Annotated in this window: 17 protein-coding genes; 1 reads left to right on the forward strand and 16 read right to left on the reverse strand. The window is 66.5% G+C overall.

All coding sequences use genetic code 11. The features are described from left to right. Positions 1-391: 391 nt before the first annotated feature. The 12 genes from rplQ to J2Y54_RS03560 form a co-directional block, all read right to left on the reverse strand. Complete coding sequence (rplQ, locus tag J2Y54_RS03505; RefSeq protein ID WP_310036939.1) at positions 392-814, reverse strand: 50S ribosomal protein L17; 423 nt, start codon at positions 812-814, stop codon at positions 392-394. Positions 815-993: 179 nt separating this feature from the next. Further along, entirely contained in the window at positions 994-2,058 is a 1,065-nt protein-coding gene (locus J2Y54_RS03510; protein WP_310036940.1) for a DNA-directed RNA polymerase subunit alpha, read from the reverse strand. 107 nt (positions 2,059-2,165) lie between these two features. After that, the gene (gene rpsK / locus J2Y54_RS03515; RefSeq protein WP_066579261.1) at positions 2,166-2,555 is read right to left on the reverse strand and encodes a 30S ribosomal protein S11; all 390 of its coding nucleotides are present in this window, start codon (positions 2,553-2,555) and stop codon (positions 2,166-2,168) included. 58 nt (positions 2,556-2,613) lie between these two features. Then, the gene (rpsM, locus tag J2Y54_RS03520) at positions 2,614-2,982 is read right to left on the reverse strand and encodes a 30S ribosomal protein S13 (RefSeq protein ID WP_310036941.1); all 369 of its coding nucleotides are present in this window, start codon (positions 2,980-2,982) and stop codon (positions 2,614-2,616) included. A 242-nt stretch (positions 2,983-3,224) separates the two neighbouring features. Beyond that, a complete protein-coding gene (locus J2Y54_RS03525; protein WP_310036943.1) occupies positions 3,225-3,746 on the reverse strand; it encodes an SRPBCC domain-containing protein in 522 nt (173 codons plus the stop codon). Positions 3,747-3,805: 59 nt separating this feature from the next. Further along, complete coding sequence (locus J2Y54_RS03530; RefSeq protein WP_405052869.1) at positions 3,806-6,043, reverse strand: DPP IV N-terminal domain-containing protein; 2,238 nt, start codon at positions 6,041-6,043, stop codon at positions 3,806-3,808. A 66-nt stretch (positions 6,044-6,109) separates the two neighbouring features. After that, on the reverse strand, positions 6,110-7,747 hold the full coding sequence (ybaL, locus tag J2Y54_RS03535; RefSeq protein ID WP_310036945.1) for a YbaL family putative K(+) efflux transporter: 1,638 nt from the start codon (positions 7,745-7,747) through the stop codon (positions 6,110-6,112). Positions 7,748-7,961: 214 nt separating this feature from the next. Further along, positions 7,962-8,351, reverse strand: a complete 390-nt coding sequence (locus tag J2Y54_RS03540) for a hypothetical protein (RefSeq protein ID WP_310036946.1) — start codon at positions 8,349-8,351, stop codon at positions 7,962-7,964. A gap of 89 nt (positions 8,352-8,440) precedes the next feature. After that, a complete protein-coding gene (rplS, locus tag J2Y54_RS03545) occupies positions 8,441-8,833 on the reverse strand; it encodes a 50S ribosomal protein L19 (RefSeq protein ID WP_300493595.1) in 393 nt (130 codons plus the stop codon). Positions 8,834-8,838: 5 nt separating this feature from the next. After that, complete coding sequence (trmD, locus tag J2Y54_RS03550) at positions 8,839-9,564, reverse strand: tRNA (guanosine(37)-N1)-methyltransferase TrmD (protein ID WP_310036948.1); 726 nt, start codon at positions 9,562-9,564, stop codon at positions 8,839-8,841. After that, a complete protein-coding gene (locus J2Y54_RS03555; protein WP_310036950.1) occupies positions 9,561-9,950 on the reverse strand; it encodes a type II toxin-antitoxin system VapC family toxin in 390 nt (129 codons plus the stop codon). The genes trmD and J2Y54_RS03555 overlap by 4 nt, the downstream gene beginning before the upstream one ends. Further along, on the reverse strand, positions 9,947-10,216 hold the full coding sequence (locus J2Y54_RS03560; protein WP_310036952.1) for an AbrB family transcriptional regulator: 270 nt from the start codon (positions 10,214-10,216) through the stop codon (positions 9,947-9,949). The genes J2Y54_RS03555 and J2Y54_RS03560 overlap by 4 nt, the downstream gene beginning before the upstream one ends. Before the next feature lie 85 nt (positions 10,217-10,301). Here J2Y54_RS03560 and J2Y54_RS03565 point away from each other — a divergent pair, with 85 nt between their 5' ends. Further along, a complete protein-coding gene (locus J2Y54_RS03565; RefSeq protein WP_310036953.1) occupies positions 10,302-11,210 on the forward strand; it encodes an NAD(P)/FAD-dependent oxidoreductase in 909 nt (302 codons plus the stop codon). A gap of 99 nt (positions 11,211-11,309) precedes the next feature. Here the strand turns inward: J2Y54_RS03565 and J2Y54_RS03570 are convergent, their stop codons facing one another. From J2Y54_RS03570 to ffh, 4 genes are all read right to left on the reverse strand, one after another. Then, entirely contained in the window at positions 11,310-12,806 is a 1,497-nt protein-coding gene (locus J2Y54_RS03570) for a serine hydrolase domain-containing protein (protein WP_310036956.1), read from the reverse strand. Between the two features lie 68 nt (positions 12,807-12,874). Further along, the gene (gene rimM, locus J2Y54_RS03575) at positions 12,875-13,351 is read right to left on the reverse strand and encodes a ribosome maturation factor RimM (RefSeq protein WP_310036958.1); all 477 of its coding nucleotides are present in this window, start codon (positions 13,349-13,351) and stop codon (positions 12,875-12,877) included. Between the two features lie 3 nt (positions 13,352-13,354). Next, positions 13,355-13,816 carry a 30S ribosomal protein S16 gene (gene rpsP / locus J2Y54_RS03580; protein WP_310036960.1) on the reverse strand — a complete coding sequence of 154 codons (462 nt, stop codon included), beginning with the start codon at positions 13,814-13,816 and terminating at the stop codon, positions 13,355-13,357. Positions 13,817-13,854: 38 nt separating this feature from the next. After that, positions 13,855-15,339: a signal recognition particle protein gene (ffh, locus tag J2Y54_RS03585; RefSeq protein ID WP_310036962.1), complete on the reverse strand. Its 1,485-nt coding sequence runs from the start codon at positions 15,337-15,339 to the stop codon at positions 13,855-13,857. Positions 15,340-15,428: the final 89 nt, after the last annotated feature.

Here is a 15,428-nt window from a genome sequence, read left to right on the forward strand (position 1 = left end):
TGCCACACCGTTCCGGGTCAAGCGGGCGCCGGACAAAGCGGACACAAAAGCGGCCTTTGTCCGGCCGATATGCCCACCTGCGTCCTAGACGAGCGCCGTCAGCGCGCTTTCATGCGCGACCCAGCCCATGACCAGCAGCGGGAGCGTCGCGAAGGCGATCGCCACGGCACCGGTTACACCCTGTCCATATGTCCGTTTCATCCGATCCTCCTGCGCGCCCGGCACGCGTTCCGATCGGGAGATGGGGGTGCGCCCGCCATGCTCAAGTTCAGCGTTTCTTACGGCCGCGCAACATTCGCTTGGGGCGCCGGACCTTGTCGGATCCAGCAACGCGAAGGGGCGGCCGCACCGTCGCGCGACCGCCCCAGCTCTGGTCGACAAGTACCTGAAATCAGGCCGCTTCGTCGAAATCCTCGTCGCCCATCACCGGACCCGAATCCTGGCCCTTGGCCGAGACGTCGCGGTCGACGAATTCGATGATCGCCATCGGTGCCGCGTCCGAAGCGCGCGGGCCGGTCTTGATGATGCGGGTATAGCCACCGTTGCGGTCGGCGTAGCGCGCCGCGAGCACGTCGAACAGCTTCACCAGCTGCGCATCGTCGAGCAGACGAGCATGCGCGAGACGGCGGTTCGAAAGACCACCCTTCTTCGCCAGCGTGACCAGCTTTTCGACGTAGGGACGCAGTTCCTTCGCCTTGGCGACGGTGGTGGTGATCTGCTCGTGCTTGATCAGCGCGGCCGACATGTTGCGGAACAGCGCAAGGCGATGAGCCGAGGTACGCTGAAGCTTACGACCGCCGTACTTATGGCGCATGGGTATTTCCTTTCAGTTCGTCAGGCAGCCGTTTCAGGTACTGCCGGCCAGGTGGGACGCATGGCCACCCAATCTCACGTCACCCCCGCGAAAGCGGGGGCCCATCTCCCGCCGTCGAACCCAGCTCCGCGGTTCGGAGATGGGTCCCCGCTTTCGCGGGGATGACGGCGGTATGGGCGTTAGCCCATAATCTCCTGTTCGAGCTTCTTGGCCATCTCTTCGATATTCTCAGGCGGCCAGCCCGGGATTTCCATGCCGAGGCGCAGGCCCATCGACGACAGCACTTCCTTGATTTCGTTCAGCGACTTGCGGCCGAAATTCGGGGTGCGCAGCATCTCGGCTTCGGTCTTCTGGACCAGATCGCCGATATAGATGATGTTGTCGTTCTTGAGGCAGTTGGCCGAACGGACCGACAGCTCGAGCTCGTCCACCTTCTTGAGCAGGTAGCGATTGATCGTCGCGGTGTCGCTGCTGCCCTCTGCAGCCGACGCCTGGGCGGCGAGGCCGACCGGAGCGCTGGTGCGGGTGATTGCCGAATCGTCGAAGTGGACGAACAGCGCCAGCTGGTCCTGCAGGATGCGCGCGGCATAAGCGAGCGCGTCTTCCGGGGTGACGGTGCCATCGGTTTCGATCGACAGGCTCAGCTTGTCGTAATCGAGTTCCTGACCCACGCGGGTGTTCTCGACCTTGTAGCTAACCTGACGGACCGGCGAGTAGAGCGCATCGACCGGGATCAGACCGATCGGCGCGTCGGCCGGACGGTTGGCGCTGGCCGGGACATAGCCCTTGCCGGTGTCGGCAACCAGTTCCATGTTCAGCGTCGCACCATCGTCGAGATGGCACAGCACCAGTTCCGGGTTCATCACTTCGATGTCGCCCGACACGGCGATGTCGCCGGCCTTGACTTCGGCCGGGCCGGTGGCGCTGAGCTGAAGGCGCTTGGCGCCCTCGCCCTGCATCTTGAGCGCGATCTGCTTCACGTTGAGGACGAGATCGGTCACGTCCTCACGCACGCCGGCGAGCGAGCTGAACTCGTGCAGGACGTTTTCGATCTTGATCGAGGTGACCGCGGCGCCCTGGAGCGACGAGAGCAGTACGCGGCGCAGCGCGTTGCCGAGCGTCAGACCAAAACCACGCTCAAGGGGTTCGGCGACGAAGGTCGCCTTGCGCTTGCCGTCACCACCCTTTTTCTCAAGGCCGTTCGGCTTCTTCAGTTCCTGCCAGTTCTTTGCATTGACAGACACAGGCTTCCCCAAGGTTGGGCAGGATGAGGGGTGCATCCTGCCAGTAGAGAGACCCGCCCCGCCCCGGATCCGGCATCCCGGATCCGCAGGCAAGGCGGAGAGGTAAATCAGACGCGACGACGCTTGCTGGGGCGAACGCCGTTGTGCGGGATCGACGTCACGTCGCGGATCGACGTGATCTGGAACCCAACCGCCTGCAGCGCACGGAGCGCCGATTCGCGGCCCGAACCGGGACCCTTGACCTCGACCTCGAGCGTGCGGACACCGTGCTCGGCAGCCTTGCGGCCCGCGTCCTCGGCAGCGACCTGAGCGGCGTACGGGGTCGACTTGCGCGAACCCTTGAAGCCCATCATGCCGGCCGACGACCAGCTGATGGCATTGCCCTGGGCGTCCGTGATCGTGATCATGGTGTTGTTGAAGCTGGCGTTCACATGGGCGACGCCGGCGGTGATGTTCTTGCGTTCGCGACGGCGAAGACGCTGCGGTGCTTGTGCCATTGTTCAGTAATCCTTCGAAATGCGAAGCAGGCGGGCCGTCGTGAAACGGCCCAGCGGCTTACTTCTTCTTGCCGGCGATCGGCTTCGCCTTGCCCTTGCGGGTGCGGGCGTTGGTGTGCGTGCGCTGACCGCGAACCGGCAGCCCCTTGCGATGACGCAGGCCGCGATAGCAGGCCAGGTCCATCAGGCGCTTGATGTTCATCGCGGTCTGGCGGCGCAGATCGCCCTCGACGGTGTAGGCAGCGTCGATGGTTTCGCGGATCTGCAGCACTTCCTGGTCGCTCAGGTCCTGCACGCGACGCTCGCTGGCGATGCCAAGCTTGTCGGTGATTTCCTTGGCCTTGGCCGGACCGATGCCGTGGATATACTGAAGCGCGATCAGAACGCGCTTGTTGGTGGGCAGGTTAACGCCCGCAATACGTGCCATGAATTCGTTTCTCCCAGCTCCACGGGGTCTGCATGGCAGCACACCCCATCTCGTCGCGTTGACCCGGAACGCAAGCGCGCGGCAGACGCGCACGCACGCTGCCGTTCACCGGTGTTTCGGAAGATGGGCGACATATTGACCACGGCCCGCACTGTCAAGCGCCGGATCGCGTGGAAAATCGGTTCGGACGACATAGCCCAAAATGAAGCGATGGCCAAGCGAGGCCGCGGCGCGCATTGCCCCTATTCGGCACGCTCCGCCGCCGCCTTGAGTCCCGGCATCTGCGCGGCGATCACGCCGTCGACCGGCGCGGCCAGCGTGGCGAGGCCGGCGGGGTGGAAGCCGCCGACGACATAGGTGACGGTCAGCGCGGTCCCCTGCCCATCCGGCTTGAGCGCGAAGGTCATCGTCGCGGTCACCGCCCCGCTCTGCAGCGGCCCGAACGCGCCCGACAGGCGCAGCGTCTTGCCGCGTACGGCGTAGAGCGTGCGGCCATGTTCGACCGCGCCGCCATCCAGCTTTTCGCACCAGCAGCCGCCGGGGCGCGTGTCCCAGCTGATGTTCGCGCTGTCGCCGGAGTAGGTGTGATCCTTGCTCCACCAGAGCGATGGCCGGGCGATGGTGTCCCACACCTTTTCCGGCGGGGCGGCGATGACCAGCTTGTGGGTCGAGACGAAGGCGGTGGCATCCGACTGGTCCAGCTCCGCCGCTGCCGGCCCGGCGGCCAGCGTCGTTGCCAGTGCGGCTGCAACCAGTGCCCTCATGCTCCCCCTCCCCGCCATGTCGGACAGGGAGGGTGCGCCGCCGCCACCGGACGGTCAATTCATTTCGCGGGCGGCGCGTCCTTGCCCATGTGACGGTCGAGGAAGTTTAGGATCGTCGTCCACAGGTGCACGCTGATGCCCGGCCCGGCAACGCGGTGCGTCTGGCCCGGGTAGAGCATCGTTTCGAACGGCACTGCTGCGCCCTGCATCTTTGCCATCATCACGGTCGAATGTTCGAGCACGACATTGTCGTCGGCCATGCCGTGGATCAGCAGCAGCGGATCGGTGATCTTGGTGGCATCCGCGACTGTGTTCGCCTTGTCATAGGCCGCCTGAACCTGACGCGGGTCGCCCATGTACCGCTCGGTATAATGGGTGTCGTACAGCTCCCACTTGCTGACCGGCGCGCCGGAGATGCCGGCGGCGAAGGTGCCGGGCGCGGCCTGGAGCATCTTGAGCGTCATATAGCCGCCATAGGACCAGCCATAGGTGGCGATGCGGTTGGCATCGACAAAGTCGAGGCCCTTCAGATACGCCGCACCGGCGAGCTGGTCCTCGACCTCGACCCCGCCCATCGCCTGATAGAGATGATCCTCGAACGCCTTGCCGCGATTGGCCGCGCCGCGATTGTCGAGCACGAACCAGACATAGCCGCGATCGACGAGATATTGCTGAAGCGCCCCGCCCCATGCGCGACTGACCTGCTGCGAATGCGGGCCGCCATAATGGTGGAAGAAGACGGGGTATTTCTTGCCCGGTTCCAGCTTGGGCGTGATCATTTCCCAGTGCAAGACGGTGCCGTCCGCCGCCTTGATCGTGCCGAACTGCTTCTGCCGATGGCTGGCGAGATAGGGGGCGTAGGGATGGTCGCCCGCGACCTTGTTCTCATTGACCCAGGCGAGGCGCTTGCCCGCCGCGTCGGTGAGCATGACCTGCGCCGGCTGGTCGCTCTTCGAGCGGGTCAGGATGATCTTGCTGGCGGTGCCGTTGGCGCTGGCGCCGTGCCACCAGCCGGGTTCGGTGATGCGGGTCACGACGCCGGGCTTGTCGAGGTTCACGGTGTAGAGATGGCGTTCGAGCACGCCGTCCTTGTTGCCGGTGAAGGTGATGCGGCCGCTCTTTTCGTCCACCCCGACAATGTCGGCAACTTCCCAGTCGCCCTGGGTCAGCTGGGTCCACTTGCCGGACTTGAAGCGGTAGAGATGGCCATGGCCGTCGCGTTCGGACCACCAGATCAGGCTGCCGTCCTTGAGCGGGTGATAGGCGTCGGACAGGTTGATCCAGCTGCGTTCGCCCGACTTTTCGCTGAACAGCACACGCGACGCGCCGGTCGCGGGATCGACCGCGAGCATATCGAGCACGGTCTGCGCGCGGTTCTGGCGCTGGACGAGCAACGTCTTGCCATCGGGCGTCCAGTCGACGCGGGCGAGGTAGATGTCGGTCTCGCTGCCAAGGTCGACCTTGACCCGGCCGGAGCCGTCGGGGTTCATCACATAGAGGTCGACCAGCACGTTGGCGGTGCCCGCCTTGGGATAGCGCTGATCGTAGATCCTGGTGCCCTCCGCTCCGATCGCGGCGCGGCTGACGATGCCGACCGGGCTTTCGTCGAAGCGCTGGACGGCGATGCGCGTGTCGTCGGGCGACCACCAGTAACCGGTGCGACGGCCCATTTCTTCCTGCGCGACGAACTCGGCCTCGCCAAAATAGACGGTGCCCGCGCCCTCGGTCGTCGCCTTGACCTCCTTGCCGCTGGCGAGATCGAGCACGACGAGATTCTGGTCGCGCACGAAGCTGGCAAAGCCGCCGCGCGGGCTGATCACCGGATTGAGCTCGCCGCCTTCGGTCGCGGTCAGGCGGCGGACATTGCCGTCGAGCGTGGCGAGATAGAGGTCGCCGTCGAGCGGGACGAGGATCGACTTGCCATCGGGGGCCCAGTCATAGGCGACGATGCCCTTGCTGCCGCCGATGCGCGCGCGCTCGCGCTGCATCTTCTCGGCCTCGGACAGTTCCGCGCCGGTGCCGAGTTTCAGACTGTCGACCAGCATGCGCCACTGCCCGGTGGCGGTGTCCATCGCCCACAGGTCGAAGCGCTGATTGTCATCCGGGCGGTTGCGCAGGACGGTGACGAGCGTGCCATCGGGCGACAGGCGCAGCGCGCGCGGGGTGGTGCCGGCGAGATCGGGGCTGGCGAAGACGCGTTCGAGGGTCAGGTCGCTACCTGCCACCTGCTGTGCCTCAACGGGCATTGCCACCCCCGCCGACAGTATTGCCATCGCACCCAGTGCCGCTTTCCACATCCTGTAACCCGTCCATTTTGCTCACGATCCGCCACCTATCGGGCTTCCCGCAGGCGAGGTAAAGCCTCAGCTCCGCGCCGCGCGTACCGCGCACAGGCCGAGCATGCGGTTGGCGATTTCGCGTTCGCCCAGCACGACATCGCCTGCGCCGCGTGCTGCGAGATGCTCGACCTCCGCGTCGGAGTGCGCGCGGGCGACGATCGCGATGGCGGGGTTCAGCGTTCGTGCGGCCTCGACCACAGCGCCGCCCTCGAACCCTTCGGGGATCGCGATCAGCAGCTTGGCAGCGCGATCGACGCCGGCGGCCTTCAGCGCTTCGGGGTCGACGCCATTGCCGCGCACGACGTCAAGGCCGGCCTCCTTGGCGGCGTTGGCGATGTCGGCCTGATCCTCGATCAGGATGAACGGGCGCTTGCGGGCCAGCAAATCGCGCGCGATCAGCTTGCCGACCTGACCATAGCCGACCAGCACGATGTGCCCGGTGCGGTCGCCGGTGTCGCGCGGCGGCTCGATCGGATCGGTCTGCTCCTGCCGGCGCGGGACCAGCCAGGTGAAGATGAACGGGTTGGCGAGGATCGACAACAATGCGCCCGCCAGCACCAGATCGCGCCCTTCCGGCGGCAGGATCTCCAGCGACACGCCAAGGCCCACCAGTATGAACGAGAATTCGCCGATCTGGGCGAGGCTGGCTGCGGCGGTCACCGCGATCCGGTGGGTGCGGCCGAGCGCGCGGACGATGGCATAGGCGACGAGCGACTTGCCGACCACGATGATCAGGAAGGTCGCGATCAGCGGGATCGGCTGCTCCACGATCACCGCCGGGTTGAACAACATGCCGACCGATACGAAGAACAGCACCGCGAACGCATCGCGCAGCGGCAGTGTCTCCTCGGTCGCCTGACGGCTGAGCGGGGTTTCGCCCAGGATCATGCCGGCGAAAAAGGCGCCGAGCGCGAAGGACACGTCGAATACCAGTGCCGCGCCGAAGGCGACGCCGAGCGCGATCGCGAGCACGGCAAGGCGGAACAGCTCGCGCGAGCCGGTATGCACGACCCAATGCAGCGCCATCGGGATCACGCGGCGCGCGACCAGCAGCATGACGACGAGGAAGCCGGTCACCTTGAACCCGATCTGCGCCAGCGGGACCAGCAGCGCGCTCCAGCTCATCGGGCCGTCGCTTTTCATCACCTGTGCCAGCACCGGCAGCAGCACCAGCGCGAGCACCATCACCAGATCCTCGACGATCAGCCAGCCGACCGCGATCCGTCCGCGTTCGGTATCGACGATGCCGAAACTCTGCAGCCCGCGCAGCAGCACCACGGTGCTGGCGACCGACAGCGCAAGACCGAAGACGAACCCGGCAAGCGGGTCCCAGCCCAGCAGCCAGGACAGGCCCATGCCCATCACCACGGCCGATGCGATCTGGGCGATCGCCCCGGGCACCGCGATCTTGCGCACCGCGAGCAGGTCGCGCAGCGAGAAGTGCAGACCGACGCCGAACATCAGCAGGATGACGCCGATCTCCGCCAGTTCTGCGGCCAAATTGCCATCGGCGACGAAGCCGGGCGTGAACGGCCCGACCATGATCCCGGCGAGCAGATAGCCAGCGATGGGCGACACCCTCAATTTGTGGGCGATCGCCCCCATGATGAAGGCGATGACGAGACCCGCGACGATGGTGGCGATCAGCGGTGTATGGTGCATAGGCTGGCAGTTGTCCCGGTTGAGGCCCGGACCGCAGCGCGCGGCCCGGGCAGTGCGGTCAGCCGGTGGTGCCACCGATCACGAGCGCTGCCGCCGCCGTGCTGGCGGCCATTCCGCTCCAGACGATCGGCGCAAACCACCAGGGCTGCCGCTTGTCGTGCGCATTGTTCATGACATTGCTCCTGAAACCGCGCCGGAGCGCGAACGGGGAATGTCAGACGACAGGCGGAGCGCGCGGGCGGCCGACACGCGGCGGGTGGGACGGGTTTATGGGGGCAGTCGCGAAACCGGACGGTCGCGCCGCAACGGCATCGGGGGGTGGGACGATCGGCGACGTCGCGCTGGCAAACGTCGCGCTACCGGCCCCCGTCACCGGATCGGGGTCGGGCCGGACATGGGGTGCGACGATCCGCGGCGATGGGCGCAGCGGGCGAAGTGCCTCGACCGTGGTTGCGGGATTGAACGCCGAGCCGAATGCGACGGTGCGCGGCGCGCCGCCGCTGAGCAGCGACGAGGCCAGCGCGACGAGCAGCGCGATCCACAGCGCCGCCGCCCGGACCGACCGGGCGTGTGTGGCGGCAAAGGCGGCGGATCGAGCGGTCACCCGGATAACGTAGGATCGCAGGACGCAGAATCAAACGGGGCGCGGAAGCTTTCGCCCCGCGCCCCGCGCTTGTTCGTGCCGAAGGCCGATTATTCGGCGGCTTCGGTGGTCTTGGCCGGACGCGGATCGCGGCGCTCGGCGATACGCGCCGACTTGCCGGTACGACCGCGCAGATAATAGAGCTTCGCACGACGCACGACGCCGCGACGGACGACTTCGATGCTGTCGATGTTCGGCGAATAGAGCGGGAAGACGCGCTCGACGCCCTCACCGAACGAAATCTTGCGCACGGTGAAGTTGCTGCCCATGCCCTTGTTGGCGCGGGCGATGCAGACGCCTTCATAGGCCTGAACGCGGGTGCGCTCGCCTTCGACGACCTTCACGCCGACGCGGACGGTGTCGCCGGGGCGGAATTCGGGGATCTTCTTTTCGGCGGAGAACTTCGCGACGTTCTCGGCCTCGATCTGCTGGAGCAGGTTCATGGCTCTCATTCCTTTTCGCGCCGCGCGCCAGAGGGAGACTGGACCCGAGCGCCCTCATGGCGCTCCCAAAGATCCGGCCTCCTTAGCCGTGTATCGGTCTCGGCCTGATGCTTGCGCCAGGCGTTGATCCGCGCATGATCCCCCGATCGCAGCACTTCGGGAATCGTGCGCCCTTCCCATTCGACGGGTCGGGTGTATTGCGGATATTCGAGAAGGCCGCTTTCGAAGCTTTCCTCGACTCCGCTGGAAGGCGCGCCCATTACGCCGGGAAGCAGCCGAATGCAAGCGTCGAGCAGCACCAGCGCGCCCATCTCTCCGCCCGACAGCACATAGTCGCCGATCGACACCTGTTCGATGGGACGCGCATCGAACAGCCGCTCGTCAAACCCCTCGAACCGGCCGCACAGGATCGACACGCCCGGACCGGCGGCGAGCGCGCGCACCCGGTCCTGCGTCAACGGTGCGCCACGCGGGGTCATGGCGAGCATCGGACGGTTGTAGCCGACGCTGTCACAGGCGGCGGCGAGGATATCGGGCTTGAGCACCATCCCCGCCCCGCCCCCGGCCGGGGTATCATCGACGGTGCGATGCTTGTCGGTCGCGAAGTCGCGGATCTGAACGGTGTCGAGGCTCCACTTCCCCTCGTTCAACGCGCGTCCGGCGATCGACGCGCCGAGCGGGCCGGGAAACATGTCCGGGTAGAGGGTGAGTACGGTGGCAGCGAAGGTCATCGGGTCCAGTTTTCCACTTTGAGACCCGGCACGTCGGCGAAGTCACGTTCGTTATTCGTCACCAGCAGCAAGCCGCGCGAACGGGCATGTGCTGCGATCAATCGATCAAAGCTGCGGCGGCGCACGCCCACGTGTCGGACGATGTCAGCATAGTCCTCGGCAGCCGCGGCGTCGAAATCGAGCAAGGTGAGCGACTGGATTAGCAGGTCCAGGCGCCGCGCGTCCATCGGATCCGCGCCGGGTGCCTTCGCGCCGACGCGCAGTTCGGCGAGCGTCACGGCGGAGATTGCGAGACCGCTCTCGAAGGCCTCTGCCAGCCGATCGCGCAAACGGTCGCTGCGGGCCTTGGCGAAATCGAAACAGGCATTGGTGTCGAGCATGATCATGCGGCGCGATCCGGCGCCGAACCGCTCCAGTCGCGCTCGTCCTGATCGGTGTCGCCGCGACCATCCGCCATGAAGCCGTCGGAAAAGGCGCCATACAGGCTTAGGAACACGCGCTTAGCCGAACCGCTGGGCCAGAAGGAGAAACTGCCATCGGCGTGCGGCACGATCGTCACCTCGTCGCCATCGCTCAGGCCCAGTGCCTTGGGCAGGCGTAGCGCGACCGAATTGCCCGATTTGAATGTGCGGGTTTTGAACTCGTCACCCATATGCGCCTCCGTATAGTCCGAACGTATATACATTCGGGTCACTGGCTTCAAGGAACCTACCCGCCCCCGCCGCGCTATGGCGGGCATGGAAGACTGCATCATCGTCGGCGCAGGGCCGGCCGGGCTGACGGCCGCGATCTATCTGGCGCGCTATCACCTGTCGATCCGGCTGTTCGATTGCGGGTCGAGCCGCGCGGCGCTGATCCCGCGGACGCACAACCATGCCGGCTATCCTGAGGGGATCGAGGGCGTCGAGTTGTTGCGGCGGATGCTGGCGCAGGCCGAGCTGTACGGTGCGGTGCGCGAGCCGGCCAAGGTGACGCGGATCGAGCCGGTCGAGAGTGGCTTTGTCGTCCATGCGGCCGAGCGCCGGTTCGAGGCGCGGGCGGTGTTGCTGGCGACCGGGGTCGTCAATCACCGGCCCGAGGGGATCGACGAGAGCGTGCATGACAAGGCGCTGGCGCGCGGGCTGCTGCGCTACTGCCCGGTGTGCGACGGATACGAGGTGACCGACAAGCGCGTCGGCGTGATCGGGACCGGCGATCATGGGATGCGCGAGGCGCTGTTCCTGCGCGGCTTTACCCGCGACGTGACGCTGATCGCGCCGGATGTGGAGCATCGGCTGGACGCAGCGTGCGTGGAAAAGCTGGAGGAAGCAGGGATCGCGCGGGTCAATGGGCCGTGCGGCGGCTATGCGATCGAGGGGGATCGGATTGGGGTGGATACCGCGCAGGGCCGACTTGCGTTTGACAGTATCTATCCGGCGCTGGGGTCGCGCATCCGCTCCGACCTCGCCGTCGCGGGGGGCGCAGCCGCGACGGCTGAGGGGTGCCTGGAGGTGGACGACCACCAGCGCACCAGCATCCCCGGCCTGTTCGCGGCGGGCGATGTGGTGAAGGGGCTGGACCAGATCAGCAATGCAATGGGTCAAGCGGGGGTCGCGTCGACGACGATCCGGAATATGCTGAGCGCGCAGCGGGCGATTTTGCGCTAAAGCATGCCACCGTTGCCCCGGGCTTGACCCGGGGCTGGCTTCTTTGCCAGCGTGACAGAGGCAGCCCGGCCCCGGGTCAAGCCCGGGGCGACGATCGGGTTAGTTAGGCCGTGGCGCGAACCGCAGCGCCTGGATCGTCGGCGGGTTGGTCGGGGCGAGCAGGATCTGGCCGTCGAGCTTGCCCTTGGTGCAGTTCCAGCGGAAATTGACCGAGAGGTTGCCCGTTGGCTGAAGCGGTTCGGCGGTGGGGCAGTCGCCGACAACACCCTTGATCCGCGCGAATTCCGTGCGCCAGTGCGCGGCGTCGCGGTCGAGCAGGAAGTTCATCGCGAGCTTGCCGTCGAGCGGCTTCACGTCGCCCGCGGCATAGGCGGCGCGGGCGGCGTCGTGCATCTGTGCCAAGAGCGGATTGAGCGGGGTCGCGCGGGGCGCTGCCGCCCCGCCCTTCGCCAGCGACCAGAGCGATTGCCACACCGGCACTGCGGGAGCCGTGTAGGTCTTGTTGGTGAAGGCGAAGGCGGCGATGCCGCGCTCCGGGGCGAGCACGACATAGCTGCCGTAGCCGGGATAGCCGCCGCCATGCTCAAGCGCGGTGCCGAGGTCGCAGTCGCTGGTGATGCGCATGCCCATGCCATAGGCGGTCGCGACGATGCATTTGTCACCCTCCGGCGCGGCGCGGCGCGGGCCGGTCCGGACGAAGTTCAGGCCCTGCACCATCTCGCGCACCGTGGCGCGCTTGACCGGGCCGGTCTCGGCGCCGTCGCGCGGGGGCCAGGCGGAGAGGAGGAAGCCGATCCACTTGGCATAGTCGTTGGCGGTGGTGATCATCCCGCCCATTGCGCCGAATGCGCCGTCGCGCATTTCCGGCTCGGCGACCCATTTCTCGTCCTCCCAGCGATAGCCGAGCGCGAATGTGTCGCGCGGCACCTGCGCAATGTCATAGGTGGTCGCGCTCATGCCGAGCGGGGCGAGGATCGTGCGCCCGACATAGGCCTGATAGGGCTCGCCCGAGGCGTTGGTGATGATCCGGCCGAGCAGCGCATAGCCATAGTTGGAATATTCGTGCGCCATGCCGCCGGTGCGGCTCCACGGCACGCCCTGCGCGATCATCGCGCTGAACTGCGCCTCGCTCAGCACCTGTTGCCGGTCGCCCCAGGGATCGTCGGTGACCATGCCGCCGACATGCGCGAGCAGGTCGCGGATGCGGATGCGCGGGCTGTCGCTGGTCGGATAGGTCCAGCCGCGCATTTCGGGGATGTGCGTCTCGGCGAGATCGTCGAGGCGCAGCTTGCCGTCGTCGCGGAGCTTGAGGATCGCGAGCGCGGTGAACGCCTTGCTCATCGATGCGATGCGGAAGCGGGTGTCGAGCGTGACGGGCGCGCCGCCCGGCGTCTGGGTGCCGACCATCGCCGAGAGCGCGGGCTTGCCGTCCTTGATGACCATATAGACCATGCCGGGGGTCGGGTTCTGGTCGCGGTACCTGGCGAAATGGTCGCCGATCTCGGTGACCTGCGCGGGCGGGATTTGGCCCGCTGGCGCCTGGGCGAGCGCGGGTAGCGGGGCGAGCACGAGTGCGGCGGCGAGGCGGAGCTTCATGACGCGCAGCCAATCAGAGATGGCCAGCGATGGAAAGGCGATTTTTCGACGCTTCAGGCGGGCCAGCGCTATTCGGCCCAGCCGTCGGCGATGGTCAGCGTGGTCGTGTCCCAGGCGGGCACCGCTTGTGCGCGCATCGGGACCATGAAGCGCTTGCCGTCGGGCTTTTCGATTTCGAGTACGTCACCCGCGCCGAAATTCTCGACCGTGACGATGGTGCCGATGGGGTCGCCACGTTCCGACACGGCGGACAGGCCGAGCAGGTCGGCGTGATAATATTCGCCCTCACCCAGCGGCGGAAGCGCGTCGCGCGCGACGGTGAGTTCGGTGCCGCGCAGCGCCTCGGCGGCGTTGCGGTCGGCCAACTCGGCAAAGCGCGCGATTGCGCCGTTATTGCCGGGGCGCACCGATTTGAGCGTCAGCGCACCGCCGTTGAAGCGGCGGTGCACCGACAGGTCTTCGGCAAAGACCTTGAGGCGGACCTCCCCCGTCACGCCGTGCGCGCCGATGATGACGGCGAGCGTGACCGGGGCGTCGTTAGCCAAGGATCAGCCCTCGGCCTTTTCTTCGCCAGCTTCGGCAGCCGGAGCCTCTTCAGCGGCGGGCGCTTCGGCCGGGGCAGCGGCGGCTGCTTCGGCAGCGGCCTTGGCTTCGGCGGCGGCTTCCTCGGCGGCCTTCAGCTTCTCGGCCTTTTCTTCGGCGCGCTCGACGGCCTTTTCGCCCGGCTTGCCCTTGTTCGGGTTGTTCTTGGCAGCGCGCTCCTTGACGCCGGTGACGTCGAGGAAGCGGGCGACGCGGTCGGTCGGCTGTGCGCCGACGCTCAGCCAGTGCTTTGCGCGGTCGGTGTCGAGCACGATGCGCTTCTCGTCATCCTTGGCGAGCAGCGGGTTGTAGGTGCCGATCTTCTCGATGAACTTGCCGTCGCGGGGCGAGCGCGCATCGGCAACGACGATGCGGTAATAAGGGCGCTTCTTCGAACCGCCACGCGACAGACGCATGCTGAGAGCCATTGTGTATTTCCTTCTGTAAATTCAAAGCGTTGAAACGATTACTTCTTCTTGTTCAAAAACTTGGCGAGTTCGGGCGGAATGTCGCCGCCGCCGCCGGGCAGACCCGGAAGCCCGCCGCCGGGGCCGCCCAGCTTGCCCATCATGTCACCCATTGCCGGGCCGCCCAGCGCATTGCCGAGGCCACCCATGCCACCCTTGCCGAGCATGCCCAGCATCCCCTTGAGGCCGCCCATCTTCTTGAGCCGCTTCATCGCGGTGGACATTTCCTGGTGCATCTTGAGCAGCTTGTTCACGTCCTGAACGGTCGTGCCCGAGCCCTTGGCGATGCGGATCTTGCGCTTGGCGTTGATCAGGTCCGGCTTGGCGCGCTCCTTCACCGTCATCGAGGTGATGATCGCGTCCATGCGCAGCAGGATCTTGTCGCCACCGGCCTGTTCGACCGCGCCCTGCGCCTTCTTCATGCCGGGGATCATCCCGGCGAGCGCGCCAAGGCCGCCCATGCGGCGCATCTGCGCGAGCTGGTTGCGCAGGTCGTTCATGTCGAACTGACCCTTGGCCAGCCGCGCCGCCATCTTTTCGGCGTCTTCGACCTCGATCGCCTGCGCCGCCTTTTCGACCAGCGACACCACGTCGCCCATGCCGAGGATGCGGCCGGCAACGCGCGAGGGGTGGAACGGCTCGATCTGGTCGAGCTTTTCGCCGATGCCCGCAAACTTGATCGGCTTGCCGGTGACGGCGCGCATCGACAGCGCAGCGCCGCCGCGCGCATCGCCGTCCATGCGGGTCAGCACGACGCCCGTCAGCGGCACCTGATCGCTGAAATTCTGCGCGACATTGACCGCGTCCTGACCGGTCAGCGAGTCGACGACGAGCAGGATTTCCTGCGGTTTCGAGATGTCGGCGACCGCCTTCATCTCGTCCATCAGCTGCTGGTCGACGTGCAGGCGGCCCGCGGTATCGAGCATCAGCACGTCGAAGCCCTGCAGCTTCGCTGCCTGCATCGCGCGGCGCGCAATGTCGACCGGCTGCTGGCCAGCGACGATCGGCAGGGTCGCGACCTCGGTCTGCGTGCCGAGTACCGCCAGCTGTTCCTGCGCGGCCGGACGATTGACGTCGAGCGACGCCATCATCACCTTCTTGCCCTGCTTCTTCAGCAACTTGGACAGCTTGGCGGTGGTGGTCGTCTTGCCCGAGCCCTGCAGACCGACCATCATGATCACGGCGGGCGGGGTAACGTCGATCTGAAGCTCGGCCGTGTCGGGGCCGAGCATCGCGACCAGCGCGTCGTTGACGATCTTGACGACCTGCTGCCCCGGCGTGACCGAACGCAGCACCTGCTGGCCGACCGCTTCCTCGGTCACCTTGTCGACGAACTGGCGTGCGACCGGCAGCGCGACGTCAGCCTCGAGCAGCGCGATACGCACTTCGCGCATCGCGGTCCGCACATCCGCTTCGGTCAGCGCGCCACGGCCCTTGAGACGGTCGAAAACGCCGCCAAGCCGTTCGCTCAGACTGTCAAACACGCACTTCTCCTCTTGTTCTCAGGTCCGAAACGCACAAAGCGCCGGCGGACGAAACCTCGTCGGCCAGCGTTGCCCAATGGGCATATGTC

This window comes from Sphingomonas sp. BE123, from assembly GCF_031456015.1.
In the GTDB taxonomy this organism is placed as follows: domain Bacteria; phylum Pseudomonadota; class Alphaproteobacteria; order Sphingomonadales; family Sphingomonadaceae; genus Sphingomonas.